This window comes from Ruegeria sp. HKCCA5929 (assembly GCF_013034525.1).
Classification (GTDB): Bacteria; Pseudomonadota; Alphaproteobacteria; order Rhodobacterales; family Rhodobacteraceae; genus Ruegeria.
Genome location: NZ_WQGE01000011.1, coordinates 23,109 through 49,161 on the forward strand (window position 1 = coordinate 23,109; position 26,053 = coordinate 49,161).

29 protein-coding genes and 2 tRNA genes are annotated in these 26,053 nt (G+C 57.7%); 11 read left to right on the top strand and 20 right to left on the bottom strand.

The features are described from left to right. Positions 1-142: 142 nt before the first annotated feature. On the top strand, positions 143-1,564 hold the full coding sequence (locus GOV90_RS19670) for a metallophosphoesterase (protein WP_171172884.1): 1,422 nt from the start codon (positions 143-145) through the stop codon (positions 1,562-1,564). 92 nt (positions 1,565-1,656) lie between these two features. Here GOV90_RS19670 and GOV90_RS19675 read toward each other — a convergent pair. The 6 genes from GOV90_RS19675 to GOV90_RS19700 all read right to left on the bottom strand — a co-directional run bounded on the left by GOV90_RS19675 (position 1,657) and on the right by GOV90_RS19700 (position 4,784). After that, positions 1,657-1,731 (bottom strand) — tRNA-Phe (locus GOV90_RS19675). 79 nt (positions 1,732-1,810) lie between these two features. Then, positions 1,811-1,993, bottom strand: coding sequence for a DNA gyrase inhibitor YacG (locus GOV90_RS19680; protein WP_171091294.1), 183 nt, complete (start codon positions 1,991-1,993; stop codon positions 1,811-1,813). After that, positions 1,990-3,012, bottom strand: coding sequence for a ribonuclease E/G (locus tag GOV90_RS19685; protein ID WP_171091296.1), 1,023 nt, complete (start codon positions 3,010-3,012; stop codon positions 1,990-1,992). Before GOV90_RS19685 ends, GOV90_RS19680 begins: the two co-directional genes overlap by 4 nt. Further along, positions 3,009-3,587, bottom strand: a complete 579-nt coding sequence (locus GOV90_RS19690) for a nucleoside triphosphate pyrophosphatase (protein WP_171091298.1) — start codon at positions 3,585-3,587, stop codon at positions 3,009-3,011. The genes GOV90_RS19685 and GOV90_RS19690 overlap by 4 nt, the downstream gene beginning before the upstream one ends. 11 nt (positions 3,588-3,598) lie before the next feature. Continuing rightward, complete coding sequence (infA, locus tag GOV90_RS19695) at positions 3,599-3,817, bottom strand: translation initiation factor IF-1 (protein ID WP_005978431.1); 219 nt, start codon at positions 3,815-3,817, stop codon at positions 3,599-3,601. 91 nt (positions 3,818-3,908) lie between these two features. Next, entirely contained in the window at positions 3,909-4,784 is an 876-nt protein-coding gene (locus GOV90_RS19700) for a carbon-nitrogen hydrolase family protein (protein WP_171091300.1), read from the bottom strand. A gap of 271 nt (positions 4,785-5,055) precedes the next feature. Here GOV90_RS19700 and GOV90_RS19705 point away from each other — a divergent pair, with 271 nt between their 5' ends. The 3 genes from GOV90_RS19705 to GOV90_RS19715 all read left to right on the top strand — a co-directional run bounded on the left by GOV90_RS19705 (position 5,056) and on the right by GOV90_RS19715 (position 7,245). Then, positions 5,056-6,267 carry a GTP-binding protein gene (locus tag GOV90_RS19705; RefSeq protein ID WP_171091302.1) on the top strand — a complete coding sequence of 404 codons (1,212 nt, stop codon included), beginning with the start codon at positions 5,056-5,058 and terminating at the stop codon, positions 6,265-6,267. After that, positions 6,264-6,917, top strand: a complete 654-nt coding sequence (locus GOV90_RS19710; protein WP_171091304.1) for a DUF1826 domain-containing protein — start codon at positions 6,264-6,266, stop codon at positions 6,915-6,917. Before GOV90_RS19705 ends, GOV90_RS19710 begins: the two co-directional genes overlap by 4 nt. 112 nt (positions 6,918-7,029) lie before the next feature. Then, positions 7,030-7,245, top strand: a complete 216-nt coding sequence (locus GOV90_RS19715) for a hypothetical protein (protein ID WP_171091306.1) — start codon at positions 7,030-7,032, stop codon at positions 7,243-7,245. A gap of 7 nt (positions 7,246-7,252) precedes the next feature. Here the strand turns inward: GOV90_RS19715 and GOV90_RS19720 are convergent, their stop codons facing one another. From GOV90_RS19720 to GOV90_RS19760, 9 genes are all read right to left on the bottom strand, one after another. Continuing rightward, entirely contained in the window at positions 7,253-7,846 is a 594-nt protein-coding gene (locus GOV90_RS19720; protein WP_171091308.1) for a GNAT family N-acetyltransferase, read from the bottom strand. After that, positions 7,839-8,237, bottom strand: coding sequence for a ketosteroid isomerase-related protein (locus GOV90_RS19725; RefSeq protein ID WP_171091311.1), 399 nt, complete (start codon positions 8,235-8,237; stop codon positions 7,839-7,841). The genes GOV90_RS19720 and GOV90_RS19725 overlap by 8 nt, the downstream gene beginning before the upstream one ends. 3 nt (positions 8,238-8,240) lie before the next feature. Then, complete coding sequence (locus tag GOV90_RS19730) at positions 8,241-8,693, bottom strand: low molecular weight phosphatase family protein (protein ID WP_171091313.1); 453 nt, start codon at positions 8,691-8,693, stop codon at positions 8,241-8,243. Positions 8,694-8,696: 3 nt separating this feature from the next. Then, positions 8,697-9,176, bottom strand: coding sequence for a UPF0262 family protein (locus GOV90_RS19735; RefSeq protein WP_171091315.1), 480 nt, complete (start codon positions 9,174-9,176; stop codon positions 8,697-8,699). A gap of 98 nt (positions 9,177-9,274) precedes the next feature. After that, positions 9,275-10,576 carry a histidinol dehydrogenase gene (hisD, locus tag GOV90_RS19740; RefSeq protein WP_171091317.1) on the bottom strand — a complete coding sequence of 434 codons (1,302 nt, stop codon included), beginning with the start codon at positions 10,574-10,576 and terminating at the stop codon, positions 9,275-9,277. A 61-nt stretch (positions 10,577-10,637) separates the two neighbouring features. Beyond that, entirely contained in the window at positions 10,638-11,159 is a 522-nt protein-coding gene (locus GOV90_RS19745; RefSeq protein ID WP_171091319.1) for a GNAT family N-acetyltransferase, read from the bottom strand. Continuing rightward, the gene (locus GOV90_RS19750; protein ID WP_171091321.1) at positions 11,160-11,636 is read right to left on the bottom strand and encodes a DUF2948 family protein; all 477 of its coding nucleotides are present in this window, start codon (positions 11,634-11,636) and stop codon (positions 11,160-11,162) included. After that, positions 11,633-12,901 carry a UDP-N-acetylglucosamine 1-carboxyvinyltransferase gene (gene murA, locus GOV90_RS19755; RefSeq protein WP_171091324.1) on the bottom strand — a complete coding sequence of 423 codons (1,269 nt, stop codon included), beginning with the start codon at positions 12,899-12,901 and terminating at the stop codon, positions 11,633-11,635. Before murA ends, GOV90_RS19750 begins: the two co-directional genes overlap by 4 nt. Positions 12,902-12,907: 6 nt before the next feature. After that, entirely contained in the window at positions 12,908-13,063 is a 156-nt protein-coding gene (locus GOV90_RS19760; RefSeq protein ID WP_171091326.1) for a hypothetical protein, read from the bottom strand. Between the two features lie 83 nt (positions 13,064-13,146). Between GOV90_RS19760 and GOV90_RS19765 the strand changes: the two genes are divergently transcribed. Continuing rightward, positions 13,147-13,221, top strand: a tRNA-Thr gene (locus tag GOV90_RS19765). A 336-nt stretch (positions 13,222-13,557) separates the two neighbouring features. On the opposite strand, the gene GOV90_RS19770 is transcribed toward GOV90_RS19765, so the two are convergent. Continuing rightward, positions 13,558-14,508, bottom strand: coding sequence for a GlxA family transcriptional regulator (locus tag GOV90_RS19770; protein WP_171105570.1), 951 nt, complete (start codon positions 14,506-14,508; stop codon positions 13,558-13,560). A 162-nt stretch (positions 14,509-14,670) separates the two neighbouring features. On the opposite strand from GOV90_RS19770, the gene GOV90_RS19775 reads away from it, so the two are divergent. Genes GOV90_RS19775 through GOV90_RS19790 form a run of 4 tightly spaced genes read left to right on the top strand, consistent with a single transcriptional unit; the run spans position 14,671 to position 19,145 of the window. Then, positions 14,671-15,381, top strand: coding sequence for a GntR family transcriptional regulator (locus GOV90_RS19775; protein ID WP_171091352.1), 711 nt, complete (start codon positions 14,671-14,673; stop codon positions 15,379-15,381). A 7-nt stretch (positions 15,382-15,388) separates the two neighbouring features. Beyond that, entirely contained in the window at positions 15,389-16,306 is a 918-nt protein-coding gene (locus GOV90_RS19780; protein ID WP_171091354.1) for a dihydrodipicolinate synthase family protein, read from the top strand. A gap of 5 nt (positions 16,307-16,311) precedes the next feature. Continuing rightward, positions 16,312-17,808 carry an aldehyde dehydrogenase gene (locus GOV90_RS19785; protein WP_171091356.1) on the top strand — a complete coding sequence of 499 codons (1,497 nt, stop codon included), beginning with the start codon at positions 16,312-16,314 and terminating at the stop codon, positions 17,806-17,808. After that, entirely contained in the window at positions 17,805-19,145 is a 1,341-nt protein-coding gene (locus tag GOV90_RS19790; protein WP_171091357.1) for an FAD-binding oxidoreductase, read from the top strand. Before GOV90_RS19785 ends, GOV90_RS19790 begins: the two co-directional genes overlap by 4 nt. A gap of 10 nt (positions 19,146-19,155) precedes the next feature. Here the strand turns inward: GOV90_RS19790 and GOV90_RS19795 are convergent, their stop codons facing one another. From GOV90_RS19795 to GOV90_RS19810, 4 genes are all read right to left on the bottom strand, one after another. Then, positions 19,156-19,890 (bottom strand): SDR family NAD(P)-dependent oxidoreductase, encoded by a 735-nt coding sequence (locus GOV90_RS19795; RefSeq protein WP_171091359.1) that lies wholly within the window; start codon positions 19,888-19,890, stop codon positions 19,156-19,158. Beyond that, positions 19,887-20,618, bottom strand: a complete 732-nt coding sequence (locus tag GOV90_RS19800) for an SDR family NAD(P)-dependent oxidoreductase (RefSeq protein WP_171091361.1) — start codon at positions 20,616-20,618, stop codon at positions 19,887-19,889. The genes GOV90_RS19795 and GOV90_RS19800 overlap by 4 nt, the downstream gene beginning before the upstream one ends. Before the next feature lie 14 nt (positions 20,619-20,632). Next, on the bottom strand, positions 20,633-21,736 hold the full coding sequence (locus GOV90_RS19805; protein WP_171091363.1) for a mandelate racemase/muconate lactonizing enzyme family protein: 1,104 nt from the start codon (positions 21,734-21,736) through the stop codon (positions 20,633-20,635). A gap of 71 nt (positions 21,737-21,807) precedes the next feature. Continuing rightward, a complete protein-coding gene (locus GOV90_RS19810; RefSeq protein ID WP_171091364.1) occupies positions 21,808-23,355 on the bottom strand; it encodes a trimethylamine methyltransferase family protein in 1,548 nt (515 codons plus the stop codon). A gap of 229 nt (positions 23,356-23,584) precedes the next feature. Here GOV90_RS19810 and GOV90_RS19815 point away from each other — a divergent pair, with 229 nt between their 5' ends. Continuing rightward, positions 23,585-25,051 carry an NAD(P)/FAD-dependent oxidoreductase gene (locus GOV90_RS19815; RefSeq protein ID WP_171172885.1) on the top strand — a complete coding sequence of 489 codons (1,467 nt, stop codon included), beginning with the start codon at positions 23,585-23,587 and terminating at the stop codon, positions 25,049-25,051. Next, the gene (locus tag GOV90_RS19820) at positions 25,052-26,053 is read left to right on the top strand and encodes an alpha/beta fold hydrolase (RefSeq protein ID WP_171091368.1); all 1,002 of its coding nucleotides are present in this window, start codon (positions 25,052-25,054) and stop codon (positions 26,051-26,053) included.

The window sequence follows — 26,053 nt, forward strand, 5'->3', positions numbered from 1 at the left end:
CAAAATCCAGCTATTGTTCAAACAAACACGCAAAGGTGTCGCGAGGTCAAGTTTTGTGATAAGTCAACGGAATAGTCAGACCTCGTGTCAAAACATCGATGCGACGTAATAAATCGTAGTTTAAACATGTTTTGGGTGGATTATGGGCGACATCAGATATGTCTGTCTTTCAGATATGCATTTTGGGGCGGATAACAGCATTTTGACGCGCCTGAACGCGACGGACGGCAGTGTTGATCCGATGCACCCCAGCGATGTTCTGATCCACTTGGCGAATTGCCTGAGGCACCTCATCAACGACAATTCAGGTGATCGCCTGCCGACACTCATTTTGAACGGGGATATTCTCGATCTGGCCTTCAGTATGGAAAACGTGGCTGCGATGGCCTTTCGCCACTTTCTTGAGTTGACCATGCCGGATGATCCCGCCGCCCGGCTTTTCGATTCCGAGATTGTGTTCATCCCCGGCAATCATGACCATCATCTTTGGGAAACCTGCCGAGAGCGACAATATGCGGATTGTCTGAGCTCAGCCGATTGGAGCACCCCCCTGCCCCGCCCACCGCACATCACTCCGATGCGCGAACCCGACGGTGTTCCCAGCTATTTTGTCAATGCAATCGCACACAGTCTTCCCTGGCTTGCAGACGTCAAGATCAAAACCGTTTATCCCAATTACGCCATCACATCCGGCGACAAGCTTATTGTGGTCAGCCACGGGCACTTTATCGAAGAGGCATATCTGATGGTCAGCGAGTTTGCGGACCTCCTCTACCCGAAAACAACACCGCCTGAGACAATGGAAGCCTGGGAAGCTCAGAACTTTGCCTGGATTGACTTTGTCTGGTCCGTTCTTGGCCGTTCCGGCCACATCGGTGTCGATGAGGAAAACGTTTACAACACTGAAAACAGCCCAAAGGCGATTGGATCACTGCTGGGCAGTGCGGCCCGAAATCTGGTTCTGAAAAAGGGCGGAGCGACCGGGAAAACACTTGCCAAAAGCGTCGGCGAAATGGTTGGCGCGTTGGTCACTGACTATTTCGAACGCGGGCAGACCGACACGTTGCTCAGCGACGATGGCGCAGGCGTCAAGCGGTTCATGCAGGTTCCGGTTCAAGAGCAAATCAGATCGGAATTTGGCGAGACAGTTCCGTCAAATGTAGCACTTGTTTTTGGGCACACTCACAAGCCTTTTGAAGCAATCATGCCGTTGGAGCATTTCTTTGCCCCAAGTTTCGCCGCCTACAACAGCGGTGGATGGGTCGTGGACAGCCCTGAGGTCAAACCGCTCATCGGAGGCGCGATTGTGTTGATCGACGACGACGCCAACCTTGCCTCGCTGCGTATGTATAACGAGGGTGACGACACCTCGGATTATCACATTTCGGTCCAAATCGCCGAGACGACGGACGACGCAGACAATCCGCTGTTTTCACAACTGTCCAAATCCATTGACCCCCAGAACTGGCCTTGGTCAGACTTTTCCAAAGCCGCCGCCGTCGCCGTCAAACAGCACAACACACGACTGGCCAGTTTTCTGAAAAACGCAGGTGATACCAGTTAGCGTCGGCGTGCAGTTGATTGTCGGAACGTCATGAGACTGCTCAGTCTGCGGAAAAGCACCTGCCGACAAGTTTTGCATAGCTGATTGCAAAATGGTGCCCGGGGGCGGAATCGAACCACCGACACGAGGATTTTCAATCCACTGCTCTACCCCTGAGCTACCCGGGCACGGGAACAACATTCGTCGTTGGGTGGAGGCGTTCTATGACTTGCCACCGGCAGTGTCCAGAGGCTTTTTTACATTTTTTCAGTGCGGTCGTTTCGGCATAAGGTCTTGGGCTTCAGCGTCTGCTTCAAGGTCGTCTTCGCGCTGCGAAGGGACTGCGTAAGAACCGTTCAGCCACTTGGCCAAATCAATGTCTGCGCAGCGTTTTGAGCAGAACGGGCGGAACTTCTGCACCGTGTCTTCTCCGCAGATCGGGCAGCTCATTTCAGGATCTCCGCCAGCGGCAAACGGCTGCGTTTGCGTTGCAGTTCGAAATGTCCCAGCGGGGTCCAGCCTGCCAGAATCGTCTCGTCCGGATCCGACTTGAAAGCAGCGCGCAGAGCGGATTCGAAACCACGCCGGTCCTTTTTGGGCATCGGTGCCAAATCCAGGGTGATCTGCCCTGCCAATCCACGCACGCGCAGGGCGCGGGGTAACAGCTTGGCACAGGCAAAGTTGGCTTTGGTACCAGCCGCCAAGGATGTGTCCGCGCCGGTATTCACATCCACTGCAACCAATGCGCGCGTAGGTTCGATATAAAGATATCCGCCACCCGGCAAAGGTTCGGAAACACCATGCGCAACATCCAACGCATCCAGCACACCATGAGTTTCGAAGCCTCCGGCCCGCGTGACAACCTCGGCCGGGTCTGTCCAGTCCCGCCAGGCCAGTATGTGAGGGCTGTCGCCTTCACTCAGAATCTCTGGTTCGGTGCCATCGTCATTCATCACCTGATCCGCTTGCGCCAACATGGCCAAGATGTCTTCGGCAATGTCATTCGCATCCGCACCCACGCAGCAGGAGCGAAGGATCAGGCCATAACGGCTGTCACCCATCTGTTCGTGTGCAATTTCCAGCAACTGGTCACGGACTTCTTCATCTCTGATGCTGCGCGAAATGTTCAGGCCCGGCGCTTCGGGCGTGACAATGGCATAGCGGCTTTTAAACAGGATCCGGTTGCTCACCGGAATGGCTTTGCCTGGTTCGGCATAACCACTCACCTGCACCAGAAGCATGGTGCCGGGGGCCAACCCTTTGACTTGTCGCAAGAAGGCAGGCCCATCCGGGGTTGTCAGAAACATGCCCCCCTGCCCTTTGACCGGGCGGTCGGCACGGGCGCGATAGATCGTACCGGGCGTAGGCGCGTCCGCTGCAATCAGGAAGTCATCAAGCTTGCCGTCAACCATAAGGGCCGCGGCTTCGCGGTCCTCGATATGGTCCAGAACGATAGTGCGGCCCTTCATGATGCCTCGCGATATAATGGATAGCCGATACCCTGCAGCAGAGCGGCGGTTTCGGACAGGGGCAGACCGACAATGCCGGTGAACGAGCCCGAAATCCAGGGAATGAACGCGCCTGCGGGGCCTTGAATGGCATAGGCACCCGCTTTGCCCTGCCAGTCCCCTGTCGCCAGATATGCGTTGATTTCGACATCCGACAGGCGCTTGACCTTCACCTGCGAGACGACGTCACGCTGCAATATTCGCTCCCCACGCCGTATCGCGACCGAGGTTATGACCCGGTGACGGCGACCGGACAACGCGTGCAGAAATTCGGCGGCTTGGCCTGCATCTTCGGGTTTACCCAGAATGCGACGCCCCAAAGCGACGGTGGTGTCTGCGCACAACGTGATGTCATCTCTATCCGCTTGTACCGACTGCACTTTTTCGCGTGTGATACGGCTGCAATAGGGAACCGGAAGCTCGCCTTTCAGCGGTGTTTCGTCGATGTTAGGGGGGCGGATGGCATCGGGCTGCACACCAAGCTGGGCCAGCAGGTCCAGCCGTCTCGGGCTGCCCGATCCTAAAATAAACGCCATTGCGGCAGGCGTTACTTGAAGCGGTAGTTGATCCGACCTTTGGTCAGATCGTACGGGGTCATTTCGACCTGGACTTTGTCGCCGGCCAGAACACGGATGCGGTTCTTGCGCATCTTGCCTGCCGTATGTGCGATGATCTCATGGCCGTTTTCCAGCTCGACCCGAAACGTCGCATTAGGCAGGAGTTCCTTCACGACACCGGGAAATTCGAGCGTATCTTCCTTGGCCATGTTGTCTCCATCATTACGTTGCACCCGCAGAATCTGCGGGGATGTGCGCTTAAATGAGCCTATTTCGCCCTTATTTCAAGGGCGGAATCACCTAAAGGCTGGATATTGTGACCGATTCGACTCGGGGGGCTTGTTCCTGCCAATGAGTGCGGTTCAGCACATGGCCGTCCGCACGGACATGTGCAATTGCTTCCAAATCGACCTCGGCATAGGTCCAGCCGGGTTGGTTCAGTACGCCTTCGGCCAACACTCCTGTGGCTGGAAAGCCCTTGTCCGGCGGGCCGAATATGCCACCCGTACCAGTGTTTTTGTCCACGGCCTCGGACCATTCGTTATTTCCGACCAGCGAAGCCATCACTGTAACACATTGATTTTCCAATGCTCTTGACATCGCTCCGATGCGGACACGCCAATAACCGGAAAGGGCTTCGGTGCAGGACGGAACAAGAATCAGATCCGCCTCGCTGAGGGCGCGGCCCAACAAAGGGAACTCGCTGTCATAGCAGATGAGCACCCCGACCTTGCCCAGCGCGGTGTTGAACAGCTTCAGCGGACCACCGGGGACAATGTCCCAATCTTCACGCTCGAACCGGGTCATGATCTGCTTGTCCTGATGTTCGCAAGCGCCGTCCGGCGCATAGAACGCGGCGCGGTTCACTGGACGACCGTGGCCATCCATAACCGGGGCGGAAGCGCCCAGAATGTATGTGTTGTATGTCTTCGCAAGGCGGCTGTGCAGGGTTTGCACATCCCCCATTCGGTCAGACACTGAATGGATCGAGCGTTCCAGATCGCCTGCCACCTCGACCCCATCGAGGGTCGAAAGCTCCATGGCTCCGTATTCAGGGAAAACCAGAAGTTCGGCCCCCTGCCCTGCGGCTTCGGCGACCCAGCGGTCCAATTTGTCTTCATACTGTGCCCAACTGTCGAGCCAGCTGAGGTCGTAAGCGGCAGTGGCGATTTTCATGATTTGGCATCTACTAAGACTCAGTTGCCGCGACACTAGAAGAGGACGGCGCGGCATGTACAGGGCATTTGTTTCCGCACCGTCCTTCTGGCCCGCACCTAAGCGCTGTGGAGGTTTTGCGAGACGCTGGTTCAGCAATCAAACGATAACCCGTCAAAAACCGGCTTGTCATTAATAATGTAATAACATTACATAATCGGCAATTTATAGCGGGCGAAGGCAAACACCCGCCTGCATCCCGAATCGGGCTTAAAACACAGGAGCGCACCCCATGACTGAAACCCGACTTCCGGTCACTGTTCTGTCCGGCTTTCTGGGCGCGGGCAAAACAACCCTCTTGAACCGCGTACTGAACAATCGCGATGGCCGACGGGTGGCCGTGATTGTCAACGACATGTCCGAAGTGAATATCGACGCCGATCTTATACGCGCCGATACCGAGCTTTCCCGCACAGACGAGACGTTGGTCGAAATGTCGAACGGCTGCATCTGCTGCACGCTTCGGGACGACTTGCTGGACGAGGTGCGGAGACTGGCAGCAGAAGGGCGGTTTGATTACCTGTTGATCGAATCCACCGGTATCTCCGAGCCTCTGCCCGTAGCGGCAACTTTCGATTTCCGCGATGAGCTTGGCGAAAGCCTGTCGGATGTTTCACGCCTGGACACGATGGTGACGGTTGTAGACGCGGTCAATCTGCTCAATGACTTCTCAAGCCATGATTTCCTGCGTGACCGGGGCGAGACCATGGGCGAAGAAGATGAACGCACGTTGGTACATTTGCTGACCGATCAGATCGAATTTGCCGATGTGGTCATTTTGAACAAGGTTGCCGACGCCGAGCCGGACCGCGTGGATGCTGCGCGCAAGATCATCCGCAGTTTGAACGCGGATGCTAAGATTATTGAAACCAACCACTCAGATGTTGCAGCAGACGAAATTCTGGATACCGGGCTGTTCGACTTCGAAAAGGCGCATGAGCACCCGATGTGGGCTAAAGAGCTGTATGGATTTGCCGATCACGTACCGGAAACCGAGGAATATGGCGTTACCAGCTATGTCTACCGGGCGCGGCAGCCCTTCATCCCCGAAAAGATCCTTGAAATCTTGAACGGAGATCTGCCTGGTGTGATCCGGGCCAAGGGTCATTTCTGGATCGCCACGCGCCCGGACTGGGTGGCCGAGTTTTCACTGGCAGGCGCGTTGTCGTCCGTGCAGCCTCTGGGCACTTGGTGGGCAACAGTGCCCGAAGACCGCCGCCCTGATCATGAAAGCGCACGCGCGTACATGCAGGCCCATTGGCAAGAACCCTGGGGCGATCGTCGGCAAGAGATCGTATTCATCGGCAGCGGTATCGACTGGCCTAAACTGAAAGCCCGATTGGATACAGCACTGCTGCCCGCTGTCGCTGCAAGCCGTCTTGAAGACCTGCCAAAGCTGCCAGACCCCTTCCCGATCTGGCGCCGTGCCGAGGCTGCGGCATGAGCATTGTTCAGAACATCGCCCAAGACGCGGCTATGGGGATCGAGATTTGCACCACGCCGGACAGTCTTTCAGCGATTCATCAGCCCGGCTGCGCAGCGGCCGTATGGAATAGACAACCTTTGCAGGGTTTTCAATCGTGGCTAAATGGGCTCGAACCCGAACAACTGCCCAAAACCCGCGTAATCCTACGCCCCAAGTTGGTGCGCGAGGCTGTTTCTGAGGTATGCGACGCGCGCGGCACCCCACCGGGTGCAGAGCGCGACCGGCTGGTGGATGACGTTGCAGCTCTGTCCGATATCTTTGCCGGTCTGATGAACGCGAAATGGCTGCGGCTGCGGTTGGACGTGATAACGACCAATGCATGCCGCAGGTTCCACATCGATGCCGTGACCGCGCGCCTCGTCTGCACCTATAAGGGAACGGGAACGCAATATGGGGTCTCGACAGGTGGCGCAGACCCATCGCGCGTTTTCACGACCCCAACCGGCGCACCAATTCTGTTACGCGGCACGCTCTGGCCCGCACAACCAGACCCCGGTTTTCTGCACCGCTCGCCTCCGATTGAAGGCACGGGCGAGACGCGGTTGGTGCTTGTTCTGGATCCGGTCCTTGACCCTGAAAGTGAGTTTGACCCGATCTTAGGGCACTGAAAACAAATGCCCGGGCATGCTCTGCCCAGGACCTGCTCTAAGTTCTGCACAGACGGGAACGTGAATTGGCATCTGCGGTCTGACGTGCTTGAATGTACGAAGGAGGCTGGTGATGCAAAAACAGGAAGAATTCGAGAAGTTCTATTTCGCCAAGGTTGGGATGGGCGAAGCCTGCGGATGTGCCGAGCGTGTCATTGACGTCTATGAGTTCAACCGTAAAGGCGGTCAGCAATCCAAGAAAGCCGTGAAACAAGACAAGCGTAAACGCCTGTCGCTTCGGGCTTGGGCCGTGAAATATGGTTTCTTAAGCCGCAGGCGCGCACCGTAGATGGTGTCTACAGATCCCTGATCCAGAACTGTAGCGGTTTGAGCGTCTCGCCGTCTTCTCCGATGTCTTTCCAGGAAAACTGTGCAATGACGCCGGGTATAAGCGTGTAACCGCGCGCGCGCCAGAAGGTGTCGAGCGGGCGGTATTGTGCAGGTCTCATCGGGTGGTCGTCCGGGCGTTGCACTCCGCAGAATGCAGCTTTGGAGAACCCAAGACGGCGAGCATGGGCTTCACGTTCGTCAAAGAATTTGTGGCCGACACCTTGCCCACGATACTCCGATAACAGCACCGACTCTGCGCAATAGAAGATGTCGCCCAACTCAAGGCCTGTGCCTTCAAACGCTGCGGCGAAATCTTCGGCGTGATCCGTCAGGGGGGCGCCAGTTGACGCGCCGATCAGGCGGTCGCCGTCGAAAGCACCCACCACGATGGCCTGATCGCTGTCCCGGTAGGACTGAAGGTATTTCCGCTCGTAATCGAGATCGCCATCATACAAGTAAGGCCAGTCGTGAAAGACCTTGATCCGCAGACCGGCGACATCGTCCAAAGCGGCTTCAAGCGCCGCTCCGGTCAGGGGGCAGACAGCGCTGACCTCAGCCATTCGAGACCTGTTTGGTCCAGTCCGCAAGGTTATAAAAAGTGGTGACGCGGGTGATTTTGCCGTCTTTCAGATCAAAGAATGATCCGGCAGGCAGGCGATAGGTCTGGCCGTGCGCTTCGGGCAGGCCCTCGTCGGTTTCCAGATAGGTGCCGTTCACGGTGAACTCGGCCGCAGCGCGGGTGCCACCCTGGGCATCGAACACGACGATATCTGTCAGGTTCTCTTTGTAGCAGCGATTCATATGGGCGCAGAAGGCCGCGAACTTTTCCTTGCCCACACGGATTTGGCCCTCGTTCACGTGATGGGCCACGTCGTCGGACAAACAGGCCAACATGCCATCGACATCACCGGCGTTGAATGCCTCGAAATAGGTTTGAACGGTCTGGTTCATGGGTCACTCCGTTGGTTCGCCCCAGCGGTCTTTCAGATGCTTGATGATCTGATCGCGGGTCTGTCGGTAGTGGTGTAGCTTGGTTTCTCGCGTCTCACCCATCCCGGTAGGGTCCATTATTGGCCAATAATCGACATCCAGATGAAAAATCCGGGTCAGTTCCAGCGCTTTGCGCTGACTGGCAGGTGACAAGGCGACAATCAGATCGAACGAACTGAGGTCGTCGCCCCACTCTTCCATTTCGTCGAAGGATCGGGTGCGGTGTCGGGACAACTCGACCCCGATTTCATGGCATACAGAAATACAGAAGCCGTCAATATCAAGATCGTTATGAACTCCGGCAGACTGCACATAAGTGCCGGTGCCGTAGAATTTCTTCATGATGCCTTCGGCCATCGGGGACCGAACCGAGTTGTGGTCGCAACAGAACAGGATCGACTGCGGCAGAGGCGTCACCCGTTAGCCTCCGAAATGCAGCACGCAAATCAGCGTGAAGAGGCGGCGGGCGGTGTCGGTGTCTACGTCGGCTTTGCCCTCTAACCTTTCCTGCAAGACGCGGCTGCCTTCGTTGTGGATACCGCGCCGGGCCATATCGATGGTTTCGATCTGGCTGGGGGGCAGCGATTTCACCGCGTCGAAATAGCTTTCGCAGATCTGGAAATAGTCTTTGACCACTTGCCGAAAGGGGCCGAGCGACAGATGAAATTCCGCCGCTTTCTGCTCTTCCTCTGTTGCAACGTCAAAGACCAGTCGCTTGTCGCGGATCGACAACTGCAGGTGATAGGGCCCATCGGGCACAACGCGGTCATCGCGTTTGGGTAGAGAGAAACTGTTCTCTTCCAGCAAATCATAGATGGCAACCTTGCGCTCCTGCTCGATCTCCGGCGTCGGCGGCGGCAGGTTTCGGTCATCCAGTTCGATATGCGAGATGCGGGTCATCTTTACAGCTACAATCCTTGTGTCAGCACAGACCTATAACAACGAAATTCGCGTAGCAACGCACAGAAACGCCATATGGGCCCGGTCTTTGCGTCAATTCAACCATTCAGGCGGTTCAGACGGGCCGTAACCGACAAGCCATGCGCCTCAAGGCTTTCCGATTGGGCCAGTTGTTCGGCGGCCGGTCCGATGGCGCGCAGCGCTTCGGGGGTCATCTGGCTAAGCGTCGTGCGTTTGAGGAAGTCCATCACGCTGAGACCCGATGAGAACCGAGCAGACCGGGCAGTCGGCAGCACGTGATTTGGGCCGCCGACATAGTCGCCGATGGCTTCGGGCGTGTATTGACCCAGAAAGATCGCCCCGGCGTGGATGGTTTTTTCGCTCAACGCCACCGGATCTGCGACGCACAGTTCCAGATGTTCAGGCGCAATACGGTTCGAAAGGGTCGCCGCTTCGTCCAGATCGCGCACGGTGATGATTGCGCCAAAGTCATGCCAACTTGCCCCAGCGATGGCGCGACGTTGCAGAGTTTCAAGGCGTTTTTCGACTGCTTCGGCTACGCGTTGACCAAACGTAGCATCATCGGTGATCAGAATGGATTGCGCGCTTTCGTCATGTTCGGCCTGGCTGAGCAAATCCAGCGCGATCCAGTCGGGGTCGTTATCCTTGTCGGCAATCACCAAAATCTCCGACGGGCCCGCGATCATATCGATGCCGACCTTTCCAAAGACACGGCGTTTGGCAGCTGCAACAAAGGCATTGCCCGGGCCGGTGATCTTGTCGACCGGCGCGATAGTGTCGGTGCCATAGGCCAGTGCGGCCACAGCCTGCGCTCCGCCGATGCGATAGATCTCGTCCACGCCCGCCAATTGCGCGGCCAGCAGCACCAGCGGGTTCACTTGTCCATCCGGCGTAGGCACCACAATGGCCAGCCGCTCCACGCCCGCCACTTTAGCCGGAATGGCGTTCATCAACACCGACGACGGATAGGAGGCCAATCCACCCGGCACATAAAGTCCTGCGGCAGAAACCGCGGACCAGCGCCAGCCCAACGTCGCCCCGGCTTCATCCGTCCAGCTGTGATCGGTGGGCATCTGTTTTTCGTGATAAGATCGGATGCGGGATGCGGCAAGTTCCAGCGCCGTACGATCTTCCGCCCCGACCTCAGCCACCGCGTCTGAGATTTCTTTCGCGCTGAATGCTAGTGTTTCAGGTGTCAGCTCTAGCCGGTCAAATTTAGCAGTCAACTCGATGACCGCCGCGTCACCACGGCTGCGAACATCATCGATGATCTGAGCCACGACTGCGTCCACATCAGGGCTGTCTTCGCGCTTTGCTGACAGCAGCGTTTGGAAGGCACCCTCAAAATCGGGCGATGTGGTGTCGAGGAAAACGGGCATGATCAGGCACTCCGGGCGTTGCGCCATGGGACATATCGCCCGCTGGGCGCAGCCTCAACCCTCAGTCGCCGGGGTGCAGCGATTTGCGCATCGCCAAGCAGGACAAATCCTGGCGGTCACTGCACCGCCCGGTATCTTCCCACCCATGGCGTAGATAAAACTCCCGTGCCGTCCGGGTCGCATCAAGATGCGCTTCGGTGCAACCGCACGCAGCCAGTTGATGTTCCAACCGATTGAGCAGAGCGGCCCCAACCCCGCTACCCACATGACCCGGATCAACGTAGAGCAAGGTGATCTTCCCGGTCTCGAACAAACCACCGACGGCAACCACCTGCCCTTCATGCTCGGCCACCCAGATCTGCGACCCTGATTGGAACCAACCCCGGATGGTTTCCGGATCCTTGTTTGCTGTCCATTTTTTCAGATGGTCTGGATCGTTATTGTGGTCGGCCACACAAAGCTGCGTGATCGACCGGATCAGCACCTGGCTGATGTCGAACACGTCGAACACGGTGGCCGGACGCAGCGCGACGCCTCCTGACGGTTTGGAAAACGCCTGAGAGATACCGCGCTTGTTCTGCATCTATTCGGGGTGATGCGGGGCCTGACCCGACGGAGCCTGATACGGGCGGGTTACATCCTTGAGGGTCACGTCGACGGCTTCGACCTTAAGACGGATCACACCGTCGCCCGCCAATGTCAGCAAGATTTGACCAGCGCCATCCTCACCCGCTTCGAAATCGACCGAGAGAAGGGACATAATCATATCTGTGTCACTTCGATCAACGCCCTGGCTGGCCACGGAAAGGACCGAATCAAAGACCAGCACGGATTGCACCCGCTCGAACGGGCGATCACGGCGTGTGGCCGCATCTTTGTCTTCCCAGCGAAAGCGGTTCAACAACAGGCCAAAACGGCGCTGCGACGGCTGCCATTTCATCTCGGTCACCGGAAAAACCGCATCCTGCGCCAGGGTTGAGATGACCTGAAGGTCGTCGCCGTCCTCGGCACCAAGATTTAATGGGGCCTCGCGCCCGTCTTCAAAACTTGCGTCTGTCATTGGCCCTTGATCCGTTCGATTTTTGCACCCACGCCTTCCAGCTTGCGCACCACATGCTCATATCCGCGGTCCAGATGATAGACCCGGCTGACCGTTGTTTCACCTTCCGCCGCCAGCCCCGCCAGAATCAGCGAGACCGAGGCGCGCAGGTCCGTTGCCATCACAGGCGCACCCTTCAGGCTTTCAACACCCGTGACAGTGGCCGTACCGCCATGCACCTCGATATTCGCGCCCATGCGCACCAGTTCGGGTGCGTGCATGAATCGGTTTTCGAAAATGCGTTCTTCCAGCACCGAGGTTCCTTCGGCAGTGCACATCAGCGCCATCATCTGCGCCTGAAGGTCCGTCGGGAAGCCCGGAAACGGCTCTGTCACCACATCCACGGCCTGAACGCGACCATTCTTGCGCGCCACTTTCAGTCCCTTTTCGGTTTCCGCGACGCTGACTCCTGCTGCGTCCAGCTTCTCGGCAAAGGATTCGACCAGAGACATACGCCCGCCCAGCAACTCAACCTCACCGCCGCAAATCGCCGGCGCCAGCATATAGGTACCCAGTTCGATCCGGTCCGTAACGACCTGATGCGTGGCACCATGCAACCGGTCGACACCCTGGATTTCAATGGTCGAGGTCCCCTCGCCTGAAATCTGGGCCCCCATCTTGCGCAGACATTCGACCAGATCGACGATCTCAGGCTCGCGCGCGGCATTCTTCAGAACAGTGGTTCCCTTGGCCAGCGTCGCAGCCATGACAATGTTTTCAGTTGCCCCAACCGAGGCAAAGCGCATCTCATGCACCGCGCCTTTCAACCCGCCCGGTGCCTTGGCGTGCAGATACCCGTCTTTCAGTTCGATCTCTGCACCCAACGCCTCAAGCCCTTCGACATGCAGGTCCATAGGACGCGCCCCAATCGCGCACCCACCGGGCAGCGAGACAACCGCCTGACCAAAGCGCGCCAACAAAGGGCCAAGCACCAGGTTCGACGCGCGCATCTTGCGCACGATGTCATAGTCAGCTGTCTGACTGGTCAGGCTGTGGCTCGACATTGCGATCACCTGCCCGTCCTGCAGCGACGACACCTCGGCCCCCAGCGATTGCAGCAAGGCGGTCATGGTTTTAATGTCGCTCAGTCGCGGCGCATTGGTCAGCGTCAGCGGTTCTTCGCTCAGCAAAGTTGCGGGCATCAGCGTCAGGCACGCGTTCTTGGCCCCCGCGATCGGAATTTGCCCGTTCAGCGGGCCGTTGCCCGTTACAAGAATCGAATCCATCTGCTCTTATCCCTCGTCCTTATCGGCTTTGTCCCCCGAGGCCGCCCGCGCCTTGGCCTGCGCCTTGCGCCGCGCCATATTCGCCTTCAGCGCCGCCTTCAAACGCTCTTCCCGCGGTTCCCTGGATTTGCCTTGTTTTTTGGGTGAATTTTTATCTGTCATGATCTTTCTCTACAGGAGGCGAAAAAAACCGTCCAGACACCCTTGCGCCGCGTTTCGTTTGAGTCTAATCACCCGCCCACAGCGCTGCTGTAGCTCAGAGGTAGAGCACTCCCTTGGTAAGGGAGAGGTCGAGAGTTCAATTCTCTCCAGCAGCACCATTCCCTAAAAAAGCAAAAAATTTGACGGTGCTGAGCGCGGTGAAACCTGTGTTTTCCTGCAGGCTCACGACCTCTCATGAGAGATCCGAAGATCGAAATTAAGGCAAAGATTAAGGAATGTGGGCACAAGAAACTCATCGATGACAAGTTCTGGTAATAGTTATGCCAATATCGCTATCTATTACTGCATCATCCTGCCGATCTGTTGACTAGTCCGGTTTTAATGAGGGGGTATCTCGGCAGGGTTAGGGGGATGCCCGCTCTGGTCCGTTTTGGACCGGGTAAGTGCGGCATCCCCTGCCGTATCGGACAGCAGAATTCTTACGTAAACGGTACTCAGTCGATCTTGTTGCGCTGCGCGTGCGGTGTGACGCCAAAGCTGGACCGGTACACACGCGAAAAATGGCCGGGGTTTTCGAACCCGCAGGCAATTGCGATCTCAGTGACCGAGGCCTCGGTTTGCAGCAGCAGCTTCTGAGCCCGCTCCAACCGCATCTCCATAAAATACTTCTTGGGTGACGTATTCAGATACTTCCCGAACAACCTTTCAAGCTGCCGAGTGGAAATTCCAAGCTCTTCGGCAATGAAAGACGGTGAGACGGGGGTTTCTATACTGTCCTGCATGATGTTGATCGCCTTGGCGAGATGCGCGTTACGCATGCCATTGCGTGATTGCAGCGATACCCGCTGTTTCGCCGTTGCATTGCGCACCGCATTGTAAACCATCTGATCGGCCACATCGATTGCCAGCTCTTCGCCATGGTCACGCTCGATCAGGTGAAGCATCAAGTCTGCCGTTGCAGTACCGCCGGACGCGGTAATGTGCTTTTCGTCAGCCACAAACACGCTGCGGACCAGATTAACTTCGGGAAACGCTTCCATGAAAGCGTCATGGTATTCCCAGTGGATCGCGGCCTGCATACCGTCCAGAAAACCGGCCTCGGCCAATACCCAGGCACCCGAGCAAAGGGCCCCGATCGGTGTGCCGCGGGCGCGTTCGCGTCGCAGGGTAGCCAGCAAAGGTCGCGTGACATGCTTGCGCATATGGATACCCGACAGAACAAAAAGCTGATCACATTTGGTCAGTTTTTCCAGTCCGGAATGCACCAATGTGACTGACCCGTTGGAACACACCGCTTGTTCGCCCTGCTCGGACACGAAGTTCCAGCTATAAAGGTCTTCCCCGCTTACAAGGTTTGCAATGCGCAGCGGTTCGACCGCGCATGAGAATGCGAGGTGCGAGAACTCTTCAACCAAGACAAATGTGATGTGCCGCGTTTTTGGCATGAGTTGTACCGTTTTGAAATTGGGGCAGCGCCCAAATGTGAGTCTATTTTGCAGGCGCCCATGCTGCACGAAAATTTTTTGTATACAAGTTGTATTTTGTTAGAATACATAACAGCCACCGCGCACGATTCGAGCGCAGCGCAAAAAGAACGGATTCAGGGAATGAAAGACGAAGCCAAATCGCGTAAAGCCGCGTTACAAGAGCATCTGAAAACATCCATCCTGACGCTGCGCCTGCAGCCAGGCACAGATCTGGACGAAGCGCATTTGTCCGACGAATTTGGTCTGTCACGCACACCGCTGCGCGAGGTCTTCAGGCAATTGGCCGGAGAAGGCTATCTTGACCTGCGAACAAACCGCAGCGCACGGGTATCCGAGATGTCGTATACCACGCTGCGTGATTTCTTCCTCGCTGCCCCAATGGTGTACGGCGCAATCCTGCGTCTGGCGGCGATGAACGCTCGCCCTGCGCAAATCGAAGCCCTTAAAGACGCACAGCAAGCGTTCAAAACGGCGCTGCGCAAGGGCTCTGGCGAAGACCGAGCACTGGCCAACAACCGTTTTCACGATGTGACCGGCGAAATGTCCGGAAATGTCTACCTTCTGCCGTCGTTCAACCGACTGCTGATCGATCACGCAAGGATCGGCATGACGTTTTACCGCCCGCAAAGCGGTGAAATGTCGGAAAACCTGTCTCTTGCCAGCCAACAGCACGACGCGATCATCGCAGCCATCGAAGCGCGGGATGAAGTCGCTGCTGCGAAGCTAGCCGAAGATCACTGGAACCTGTCACGCGATCAAATTGAAATGTTCGTGATGCCTGACGCGCTGGATGTCCCAATGGGCGTCCCGCCCCTTTCGAAACCTGCATGAGGACGGAATGAACCCGATTTTCAAGTTTGAGGGTATCTATACCCCTGTGGTCACGCCCTATCACGACAATAGCAGCGTAAACTGGGACGCCCTGTCCGACGTGATCGAATACCTGATCGAGAACGGCGTGCATGGTCTGATCTCCGGCGGATCGACCGGTGAAAACTATGCCCAGACCGTGGAAGAACGGCTGGAGCTGGCCAAATTCACTCATGAGAAGCTGAACGGCAGACTGCCGTTGGTGGTTGGCACAGGCGCGATGCTAACGTCGGACTCGATTGCTTTGGCATCGGGCGCACGTGAGATTGGCGCAGATGCGATCCTGCTGGCCAGCCCGCCCTACTCGGTGCCGACCGACCGGGAAAATGCGCTGAACGCGTTAGCCATCGACAAGGCCGCCGATCTGCCCGTGATGCTGTACAACTATCCCCACCGCACCGGCACGATGATGGGAGAGGAGTTCCTTGACCGTGTAGGCCGCAGCCGAAACTTCTGCGGCATCAAGGAAAGCTCGGGCGATATTAACAGGGTGCACCTGTTGGCGCGGGACTATCCTCACATCCAGCTGGGCTGCGGTATGGACGACCAGGCGCTAGAGTTCTTCGCCTGGGGCGCACCGTTCTGGGTCTGTGGCGGGTCGAACTTCCTGCCTGCCGAGCATGTGGCGCTTTACAATGCCTGCGTGATTGAGGGGAATTTCTCCAAAGGTCGGCGGATCATGTCGGCCATGATGCCGCTGATGCGGGTGTTGGAACAGGGAGGAAAGTTCATCCAGACCATCAAGCATGGCGTGACTATGAACGGGATCGATGCGGGCGCCATGCGGCCTCCGCTGAAGGGTCTGAACAAAGACGACAAACGCGCGTTGGAACAGGTGACGCGTGTGCTCAAGAAGACAATCGCTGACATTGTGGCTGAGGGGTAAGAGACATGGATCTGCTGACACAGGACGAATACAAATCCATCGCCGCAGGCTTGACGCTGCCCACAGGCGCTTTCATCGACGGTGCATTCCGTCCTGCGATTTCGGGTGAGACCTTTGAGACAGTGAACCCAGCCACTGGTGGCAAACTGGCGGATATCGCGTCTTGCGGCGCGGCGGATGTGGACTTTGCTGTCGAAAAGGCGCGCGAGGCGTTTGACGATGGCCGTTGGTCCAAGCTTCATCCGAGCGAACGCAAAGATGTGCTGATCCGGTTGTGCAAACTGATGACCCGCAATGCGCGCGAACTGGCGGTGATGGAAAGCACCGACAGCGGTAAGACCATCTTTGATTGTGAAAACGTGGATGTGCCCGAGACGATCCACTGCCTGAAATGGCACGCCGAGGCGATTGACAAGATTTACGATCAAGTCTCGCCCGCCAGCGACGACCACATCGCGATGGTAGTGCGCGAACCGATTGGCGTCGTCGGCCTTGTGCTGCCCTGGAACTTCCCGCTACTGATGCTGGCGTGGAAAATCGGGCCTGCTCTAGCGGCAGGTTGCTCGGTCGTAGTGAAACCAGCGGCTGAGACCACGCTGACCGCCCTGCGTATGGCCGAGCTGGCGATGGAGGCTGGCCTGCCGCGCGGCGTTCTGAACATCGTTCCGGGCGGCGGCGCAGAGGTCGGTGAACCCATCGGGCGGCATATGGACATCGACATGGTCTCCTTCACAGGCTCGACCGTGACCGGCAAACGGTTCCTGACCTATTCCGCCGAAAGTAACGCCAAAGAGGTGGTGCTGGAGATGGGCGGTAAAAACCCGGCCATCGTCATGGATGACGCTGAAAACCTCGACCGAGTGGCCGCGCATGTCGTCAACGGCGCGTTCTGGAACATGGGCGAGAACTGCTCGGCCTCTTCCCGACTGATCGTGCACAAGGATGTGAAGGCCGAGTTGCTGGAGCGTATCGCGCATCATGCCAAACAGTGGAATATCGGCGACCCGCTGGACCCGGAAACCCGCATGGGCGCGCTGGTAAGCGAAGGGCATTACAACAAGGTCTGCGGTTATCTGGATCAGGCCGAGAGCGTAGTGATCGGCGGTAAAGCCGACAAAGGCTTTGTCGAGGCTACGGTGGTCGAAGTACCCGGCAATGACGCCACGCTGGCGCGAGAGGAGATCTTTGGCCCGGTCTTGTCAGTGATCGAAGTATCGGGCTTTGACGAAGCCATCAAGATCGCCAATGACACGGACTATGGCCTGTGTGCCTCGATCTTCACGGCCAACGCCAAGCGTGCCATACGCGGTGCGCGGGCCATTCGGGCTGGCACTGTGACGGTCAACAGCTTTGGCGAAGGCGACATCACCACGCCATTTGGCGGCTACAAGCAGTCTGGCTTTGGCGGTCGCGACAATTCGGTCCACGCCCATGATCAGTACACCCAGTTGAAAACCATCTGGATCGATCTGGCCGATGACGCAGACGAGGCCGTGGATTGACGCGGTTCGAGGCTAAAAGACTACCCCGGCAGACGGGTCCGGCGGGATGGAATGCCATCCTGCCGCCTCAGACACCTTTGCCGGAGCTGGACAAGGACCTGACCGCCGACATCACCATTGTCGGCGGTGGGTTTGCCGGGCTCAGCACCGCGCGGCGTCTGCATCAACTGGATCCGTCACTCAAGATCGTTCTGCTGGAAGCGGGCCGATTTGCGGATGGCTCTGCGGGGCGGAACTCGGGCTTCATGATCGACCTGCCCCATGATCTGGCCTCGGACAACTATGCGGGCGATGCGTTAGAGGCAGATCGTGCTGCCATTGCGTTGAACCGCAAGGCCATAGCTTTTGCGACCGACGTAGCCTCGGAACGTGCTCTGCCGCAAGAGATGTTCGACCCTTGCGGTAAGTACAATGCCGCTGCCACCAGGACGGGCGACGCGCATAACCGCGAATTCGCTCAGCACCTGACGAAACTGGGCGAGCCGCATACGCTCTATGACCAGCAGCAGATGCAAGAGATCACGGGCAGCCCACACTACACCTCGGGGCTTTACGCGCCGGGTACAGTGATGATCCAACCTGCGGCCTATGTGCGAGCGCTTTCGACCCAATTGGCTGAACGTATTGACGTGTTCGAGAACTCGCCCGTCACCAGTTTCGAAAAGCAGGGTGCGGGCTGGGTGGTCAACACCGCCAAAGCCAGGGTCAGCACCGGGAGTATCATTCTGGCCAATAACGGCCATCTTGAAAGCTTTGGTTTCTACCAACGACGATTGATGCATATCTGCCTTTACGCCTCGATCTCGACCCCGTTGACTGAGGCGCAGATCAAGACGCTAGGCGGTCAATCGCGCTGGTCGGTAACACCGGCCGATCCGATGGGCACATCGGTACGGCGCATTTCCGGCAGCTACGGCGATCGCATCCTGATCCGCACCGGTTCCAGCTTTCATCCAACGATCGAAACCAGCGCGACGCGGATGCGCAGTGCTGGCCGGGTACATGACCGCAAGTTCAAGGAACGTTTCCCGCACCTGCCAGGCGTCAAAATGGAGCACCGCTGGGCCGGAATGCTCTGCCTTAGCCGAAATGGGTCAGCAGCGTTTGGGGAGCTTGAAAACGGCGTATTTTCGGCCTGCTGTCAGAATGGTCTTGGCATAGCCCGAGGGACCCTGCAGGGCATGGGTATCGCGGAACTGGTGATGCAGGGCGGGTCAGAAATCGCGGATCACTTTCTGGCGCAGCCGGACCTTCCCAGATTACCGCCCGAGCCATTCGCCTCGCTTGGGGCGAACAGCTACCTGTTCTGGAAAGAATGGCGATCCGGCAAGGAATGATGTGTCGGCGTCAGGGCAAGCTGAGCTTGGCCATACGCCCGCCATCCACCGTGTAAACCTGCCCGGTGATAAAACCCGCATCTGCTGACGCCAGAAAGGCGACGAGCGCTGCAACCTCTTCGGGTTGCCCGGTCCGGGCCACAGGGTGGATTTTGGCAACGTCACGACGAAATGCAGCGGGATCGGGCATGGATTCAATGAAATCCTCGTTCAGATCGGTATCGATCCATCCGGGTGCCACGGCATTGCAGCGGATACCTTCAGCCCCGTGATCCACGGCAACGGCGCGGGTCAGACCATGCAGACCCGCTTTGGACGCGCAATAAGCCGCGTGACCGGGATTGCTGCCCAAACCTTCGACAGACCCGGTGTTGACGATGCTGCCACGGGTTTGACGCAGATGTGGCAGCGCGGCTTTGATCATCAGGAACGGAGCGGTCAGGTTGACCGTCAGATTGCGGTGCCAATCCTCAAGGCTCATGTCTTCGACCAAGGCTTCCTGCATCATACCCGCGTTGTTGACCAGCACATCCAGGCGTCCAGCATCAAAGACCACTTCACTGACTACCTGTGCAGGGCTGTTGGGGTCGGTGAAATCCGCTGCAATGCCTTGAAACTCGCCGTCTTCTCCTCGTTGCGCGGTAAAGACCTGTGCGCCCTCATCCCGCAACCGACGGGCAATGGCCTGACCGATGCCACTGCGCCCGCCTGTAACCAGCGCCACTTTTCCCTCGAACCGCTTCATGAAACGGGCTTTCCTCCGTTGACCTCAACCAGCGTACCGCAAACATAACGCGACGCGTCCGAGACGAGGAACATGATGACGTCTGCAATATCCTCGGGCTCGGCGATGCGGCCCAGCGGCACGGTTTGGCCCAGCTCGGCCACGGCTGTATCGGGATCAAAACCGCGCCTTTCAAAACCCGAGCGCAGCATAGGCGTATTCACCTCATTCGGGCATACAGCGTTGACGCGGATACCCTGATGGGCATGGTCCATACCCATACATTGGGTCAGGGACGCAATGGCCGCTTTGGTCATGCAATAAACGGCGTGATTGGGACCGGGGCGCAGCCCCCAACAAGACGCGGTGTTAACGATAGCGCCCCCTCCTGTTTCAGCCATGATCGGGATCGCCGCGCGACAGATACGAAACGGGGCTTCGACATTGACGCCCAGTGACAACGACCAATCCGCATCCGACGTGTCAGTGACAGACCCGCGCGTGATGACACCTGCGTTGTTGATCACGATATCGAGCCCGCCCAGCGCAGACGCCGCGGCCGTGGGCAATTGGTCTGCATAGTCTGGATCAAGCAGATCGCCGGGCATATACGCCTCGGCCTCAATGCCATCGATCGACCGGTCCGCAACCGCGACCCGCGCCCCGACTTCGCGCAAACGGTGAACGATTGACGCCCCGATGCCGCCAGCCGCACCAGTGACCAAAGCCGATTTTCCATTCAGGTTCATGAGATCATCCACAGTTAGAACGACGCAACAGGGGTGCCGAATTGACCTTCATCAGGCACCACACCCAGCCCCGGCCCGTTTGGTAACGCAATATGTCCGCCTTTGATCTGGATGCCATTTTCAGGATCATAGTTGCCTTCGATATAAGGCGCGGCAAGCCAGACGCCTTCCAGCAGATCGGGCCGAACCGTTGCACCGACATGAGTGCAGGCCGCGGCGATGATATCCCCACCCCAGCTGTCATCGCAGGTGTGCGGAAGGTTTCGGGCTTCGCAAATGTCGCGAAAAGCGCGCATGGGGTTCAACCCGCCGATCCGAGTGACTTTCATCCCGAACCCATCGACCAGACCGGTCCCTGCTGCTGAGATCACGGTGTTCAGACTGGTGCTGTTTTCGTCCATGTAAATGCCGTGCGTGACCTGAGGCCGGATCTTCTGCAAATCCTCCATGGTGTTGCAGGGCTGTTCCATGATGAACGGAATTTCAGGGCATTCGCGGCTGACGCGCAAAGCGTCGCGCGTGGTCCAGCCCCGATTGCCGTCTACCGCCAGACGCGTACCCGACCCTTTGACAACGTCCCAGACCTTGCGGATGGCTTCGATGTCGATCTCGACCGGGCGGCCCCCGACCTTGATCTGCAATCGCGGGTAGCCTTCGGCCATTTTCTCTGCCGCCAGTCGGGCGATATCATCTGGCGCGCCAACGCCAGTGGCATAATAGGACGGCACAGTGTCTGTGGTTGCTCCACCCAGCAGATCGCAGACAGGAACGCCCAGATGTTTGCCCAACACATCATGAACTGCGATATCGATAGCTGCTTTGGCATAAGCGTGCCCGTTTAGCAGCCCATCCATCTGGCGATGCAAGGTCAGCGGTAGTGCTTCGGAGCCGATCAGGCCCGGGGCCATCTCGAGCAAAGCCGCACGGGCCCCTTTTGCGTGCGCCTCAGCATATGTCGGGCCAACCGGGCAGGTCTCGCCCCACCCCACCAGACCGTTATCCGCAACAACTTTTACCAGTGTGGTATCCAGCGACCAAACCTGTGCGTTGGCCATAGTGTAGGGTCCGTTTTTAACCGGCAGGTCGTGGCTGTAGATATGGAGTTCGGCGATCTTCATGTTTCTCTGCTTGTCCTGAACGAAAAAAGGGCCCACCCGGATTGCGGGCGGGCCAGTACGGGGAGATTGCATCAGTAGGTCTGGTTCAACTCATCCGCTGCAGGGATTTCCCTTTCGCGGCGCGCGATATAGTCGAGAAGCGCCTCGTTTTTGGCTTCGTCCAGTTTTGGCTCTTGGTACTCGGCCAGCAGTTTTCGTGCGTGCTTCAAGGCGCGTTCTGTGATTTCCACTTCGCCCTCAGCCACCCATTGTTCGATCGAGTTGTTGTCAAAGAGTTCAGGCATAAAGAACGCCGTCTGGAAATTGTCCTGCGTGTGCGGATGGCCAAGGTAGTGACCACCAGGGCCTACATCCGGAACCGCCGCAAGCGCCTGATCGAAATCGTGCCATTTCGGACCTTCCGCCATGCGGTAAGCCATTGCGCATTGTTCCGCATCCACCACGAACTTGGCGACTGAACAGTGCATGCCCGCCTCATTCCAGCCTGCCGAATGCCAGATATAGTTGGCTCCGGCGTGGATAACAGCGCTGAGCGTTGTGGCGGATTCGTATCCCGCTTGCGCGTCAAACGTCTTAGCCCCGCCCAGCGTGTTCGAAGTGCGCCACGGCACGTCGTAATACCGCGCCATCTGACCGATCATGAAGTTCATCAGGCTGATTTCAGGTGTGCCCGCCATGGGCGCACCGGATTTCATCGACACGGTCGACAAGTAGTGCCCCCAGATCGCGGGTGCACCCTTGCGGATCACCTGTGTGTAGGCCAGCGCCGACAACGCCTCGGCTGTCAGCTGCGCTACGGTCGCGGGCACCGACGCGGGTGTGTTCGCACCACCCAAAACGAAGGGCGAGCACAAAACCGGCTGGTTGCGTCGGCTAAAGGCACGCATCGCGCCCAGCATGGTTTCATCCCACACCAGAGGGCTGTTGCCGTTGCAGTTGCCGGTGGTGACAGGATGGTCGTCGATAAAGCCTTCACCAAACAGGATATCGCACATATCCATCACATCCTCGGCATTCTTGGGCGAGGTGGTCATGCCCATGAATGTCTTGTCCGAATATTTCATCGACGAATAGGTGATGCGCAGGTGCCGCTGGCTGATCGGGTGATCATAAGGCTCGACAATATGGTGAGCCGAGCTGTGCAGCGCAGGCATCATGTGCGAAAGCTTATGGAACATCGCCAGATCATCCAGCGTCGGGTTCCGCCGCACGTCATCCAGATCGCGCAGGAAAGGCGCGCCGGTCATCGGAACAAAGATCGAATGCTTGCCACCCAGCGCAAGGTTCTTTTGCGGGTCGCGCGCATGATAGGTGAACTGCGCCGGGATCGTCGAGATCAGCTCGCGCACCATGTTGCGGTCCAGATAGACCAACTCTCCGACAACCTTGGCACCGGCTTTCTTCCAATCTTCCAGAGCGATAGGGTCGCGGAACTGAACGCCGACGTTTTCCAGAATGTCCATTGCGGCGTTGTCGATGCGTTCGACCTGACTTCCGTCCATGACTTCGCAAACGGGAATGCCTCGGGTCAGGCCCGGCAGCATGGCAAAGTTCGGAGCGGTACGTTGGGCGCGGCGGGCAGAGCGTCCACCGGACCGTGCAGCTGTGCGAGTAGTCAAAGGGCAATCCTCCAATTTTCACACAAACTGGCGGATTCGCAGAGCCGTCACCTCTCTGATTGCGATATGTGCTTGCAGGAAGCGACACCTGCCACATCCCGGGATTATCGTGCGCACGCAGCGCAAGTGAACCTTTGGTTACCTTTCGTTAAGTAACCTGCTTCACTGTCAAACAGGTGCATACATCTGCAACACGTACCCGTATGGTTGTTTCAGGAGGGGCGCAGAAATGCACCACATGACGGAAATGCTGATCATCGGCGCCGGATTTTCAGGGCTGACCATGGCGCTTGAGGCCCGCAAACGTGGCCTCTCCGATATTGCGATTCTGGAAAAGGCCGATGATATCGGTGGCACGTGGCGCGAAAATACCTATCCCGGCGTGGCCTGTGATGTGCCCTCGCACCTTTATTCCATGGCCACCCATCCGAACCCGCACTGGAGCCGTGCTTATGCCGGGGGTTCCGAAATTCAGGCCTACCTGAAAGACGTCGCGCGACAAGAGGGGCTTTATGATCTGTGCCATTTCGGGCGTGAACTGAAGTCGGCCAGATGGGATGGCGGCCGCTGGCACGTTGAAACCGCCGATGGGGATCTATGGTCGGCCCGGTTTCTGGTCTCTGCAATTGGGGCCTTGCATCATCCGAGTATTCCGAATCTTCCGGGCGCAGAAAGTTTTCCCGGCTCCAGTTTTCACTCGGCCCAATGGGACCACCAAGTGGATCTGACAGACAAAGAGATTGCAGTTGTCGGCACCGGGGCGTCGGCTGTGCAATTCGTGCCTGAGATCGCCAAACTCGCACGCCATGTCACCATCTTTCAGCGCAGTGCGCCGTACGTGATGCCGCGTCCGGATGGCCCGATCGCGCCGTGGGTACGCAAGCTATACGCCCGCATTCCATTGTTACCACGTATCAGACGCAAGCTGATTTTCATGTTTTTTGAGTTCCGTCACCGCGTGTTCCGGGGCGAAGAGCGGGCGATAAATTTTGCTCTGAAGATGTGGCGAAAATCGCTGGAAACCGCGATCACCGACCCAGAGGAACGGCGCGTTCTGACACCCGACTACCAGATCGGCTGCAAACGCATTCTCAGCTCGAATGACTGGTACCCGACGCTCGCCCGCGACAATGTCAGCGTTGTCCCGCAGGGCGTAGCCCGTATCGACGGGGATAAAATCATTGCAGTGAACGGTACTGAGGTCCGGGCTGATGTGCTGATCTGGGGCACCGGCTTTCACGTGACCAATGTGGTTGAGCGGCTGGACATCACGGGCTCTGACGGACTGACACTGCGCAAGGCATGGGCAAACGGCATGAACGCTCATCTGGGCACATCGGTCGCAGGATTTCCCAATTTCTTTGTTTTGCTGGGTCCGCATACAGGTTTGGGCCACAACTCGGTCGTGCTGATGATCGAGGCGCAGGTCCAGCACATCGGCCGGCTCCTAAGCGAGATGAAGCGCAAAGGGTTTTCCGCAATCACACCTGACGAAACGAAACAGGCGGGCTTTACGCAGGAAATGGTTGATCGTCACACCGACAGCGTCTGGCAGTCCGGGGGGTGCACCTCGTGGTACATTGATGCTGACGGTAAAAACACAACTCTTTGGCCGGGCACCGTTGGCGAATATCAAAAACGCATGGCACAGTCGGGGTTGGAGCAATACAATCCCGTCGGGACCGGAGACAGCTAAATGACAATTGTTTTAAGCCTGATCGCAGCCTTTCTCGCCTTTCTTCTGGCTATGGCTTTGTGGACCCGACGGATAATGCGTCAGGGTCTGAAAACCGTGCCACAGCTGGGTCAGATTGTGCCCGTTCAGGGCGGCAGCATTCACTTTGTGGAAAAAGGCGATCCCAACGCACAAACCATTGTCATGATTCATGGCCTCGCCGGGCAGTTACAGCACTTCACGTATGCGCTGGTGGATCAACTGTCAGAGGAATATCACGTCATAGCGCTGGATCGGCCTGGATGCGGGTATTCGACACGAGACAAGGCAGAACTGGCACATTTACCGCAACAAGCCGCAATGATTGCCGAATTTCTGGAGACCAAAGGCGTGGATCAAGCCGTACTGGTGGGACACTCGCTGGGAGGCGCGGTGTCACTGGCACTGGCTTTGGATCATCCCCAGCGGGTGTCCGGCCTGGCTTTGTTGGCCCCGCTGACGCACAGGCTGCCCGAAACGCCGGTGATCTTCAAACCGCTCGAGATCCGGACAGAATGGCTGCGCAGCCTGATTGCCAACACGATCGCGGTGCCCATGGCCTCAAAAACAGCACCGCACAGTCTGGGCGTGGCCTTTGGGCCGGAAACCCCACCGGATGACTTTCTGGACCGTGCAGGTGGCGCGCTTGGGCTGCGCCCTTCGGCATTTGTCACCGCCTCGCAGGATGTCATAGGGTTGGATGCCAGCTGCGATGCACAAGTGGCCAGATATCCCGAGCTGTCTGTGCCGGGGGGTATCCTCTATGGCCGTCAGGACGCGCTCCTGTCTCCGGCGTTTCACGGCCCTCCGATGACCAAATATGGCCTGAGTTACGAAGAACTGGACGGGCTGGGTCATATGATTCTGATTACAGAACCGGAAACATGCGCTGCGTTTATCCGCAGGATTGTAGAAACAACGACAGTCCCTCGTACGTCCATGCAGAATGCGGTGCCCGAAGCCTTGAAAGAAATCCCCGGTTAG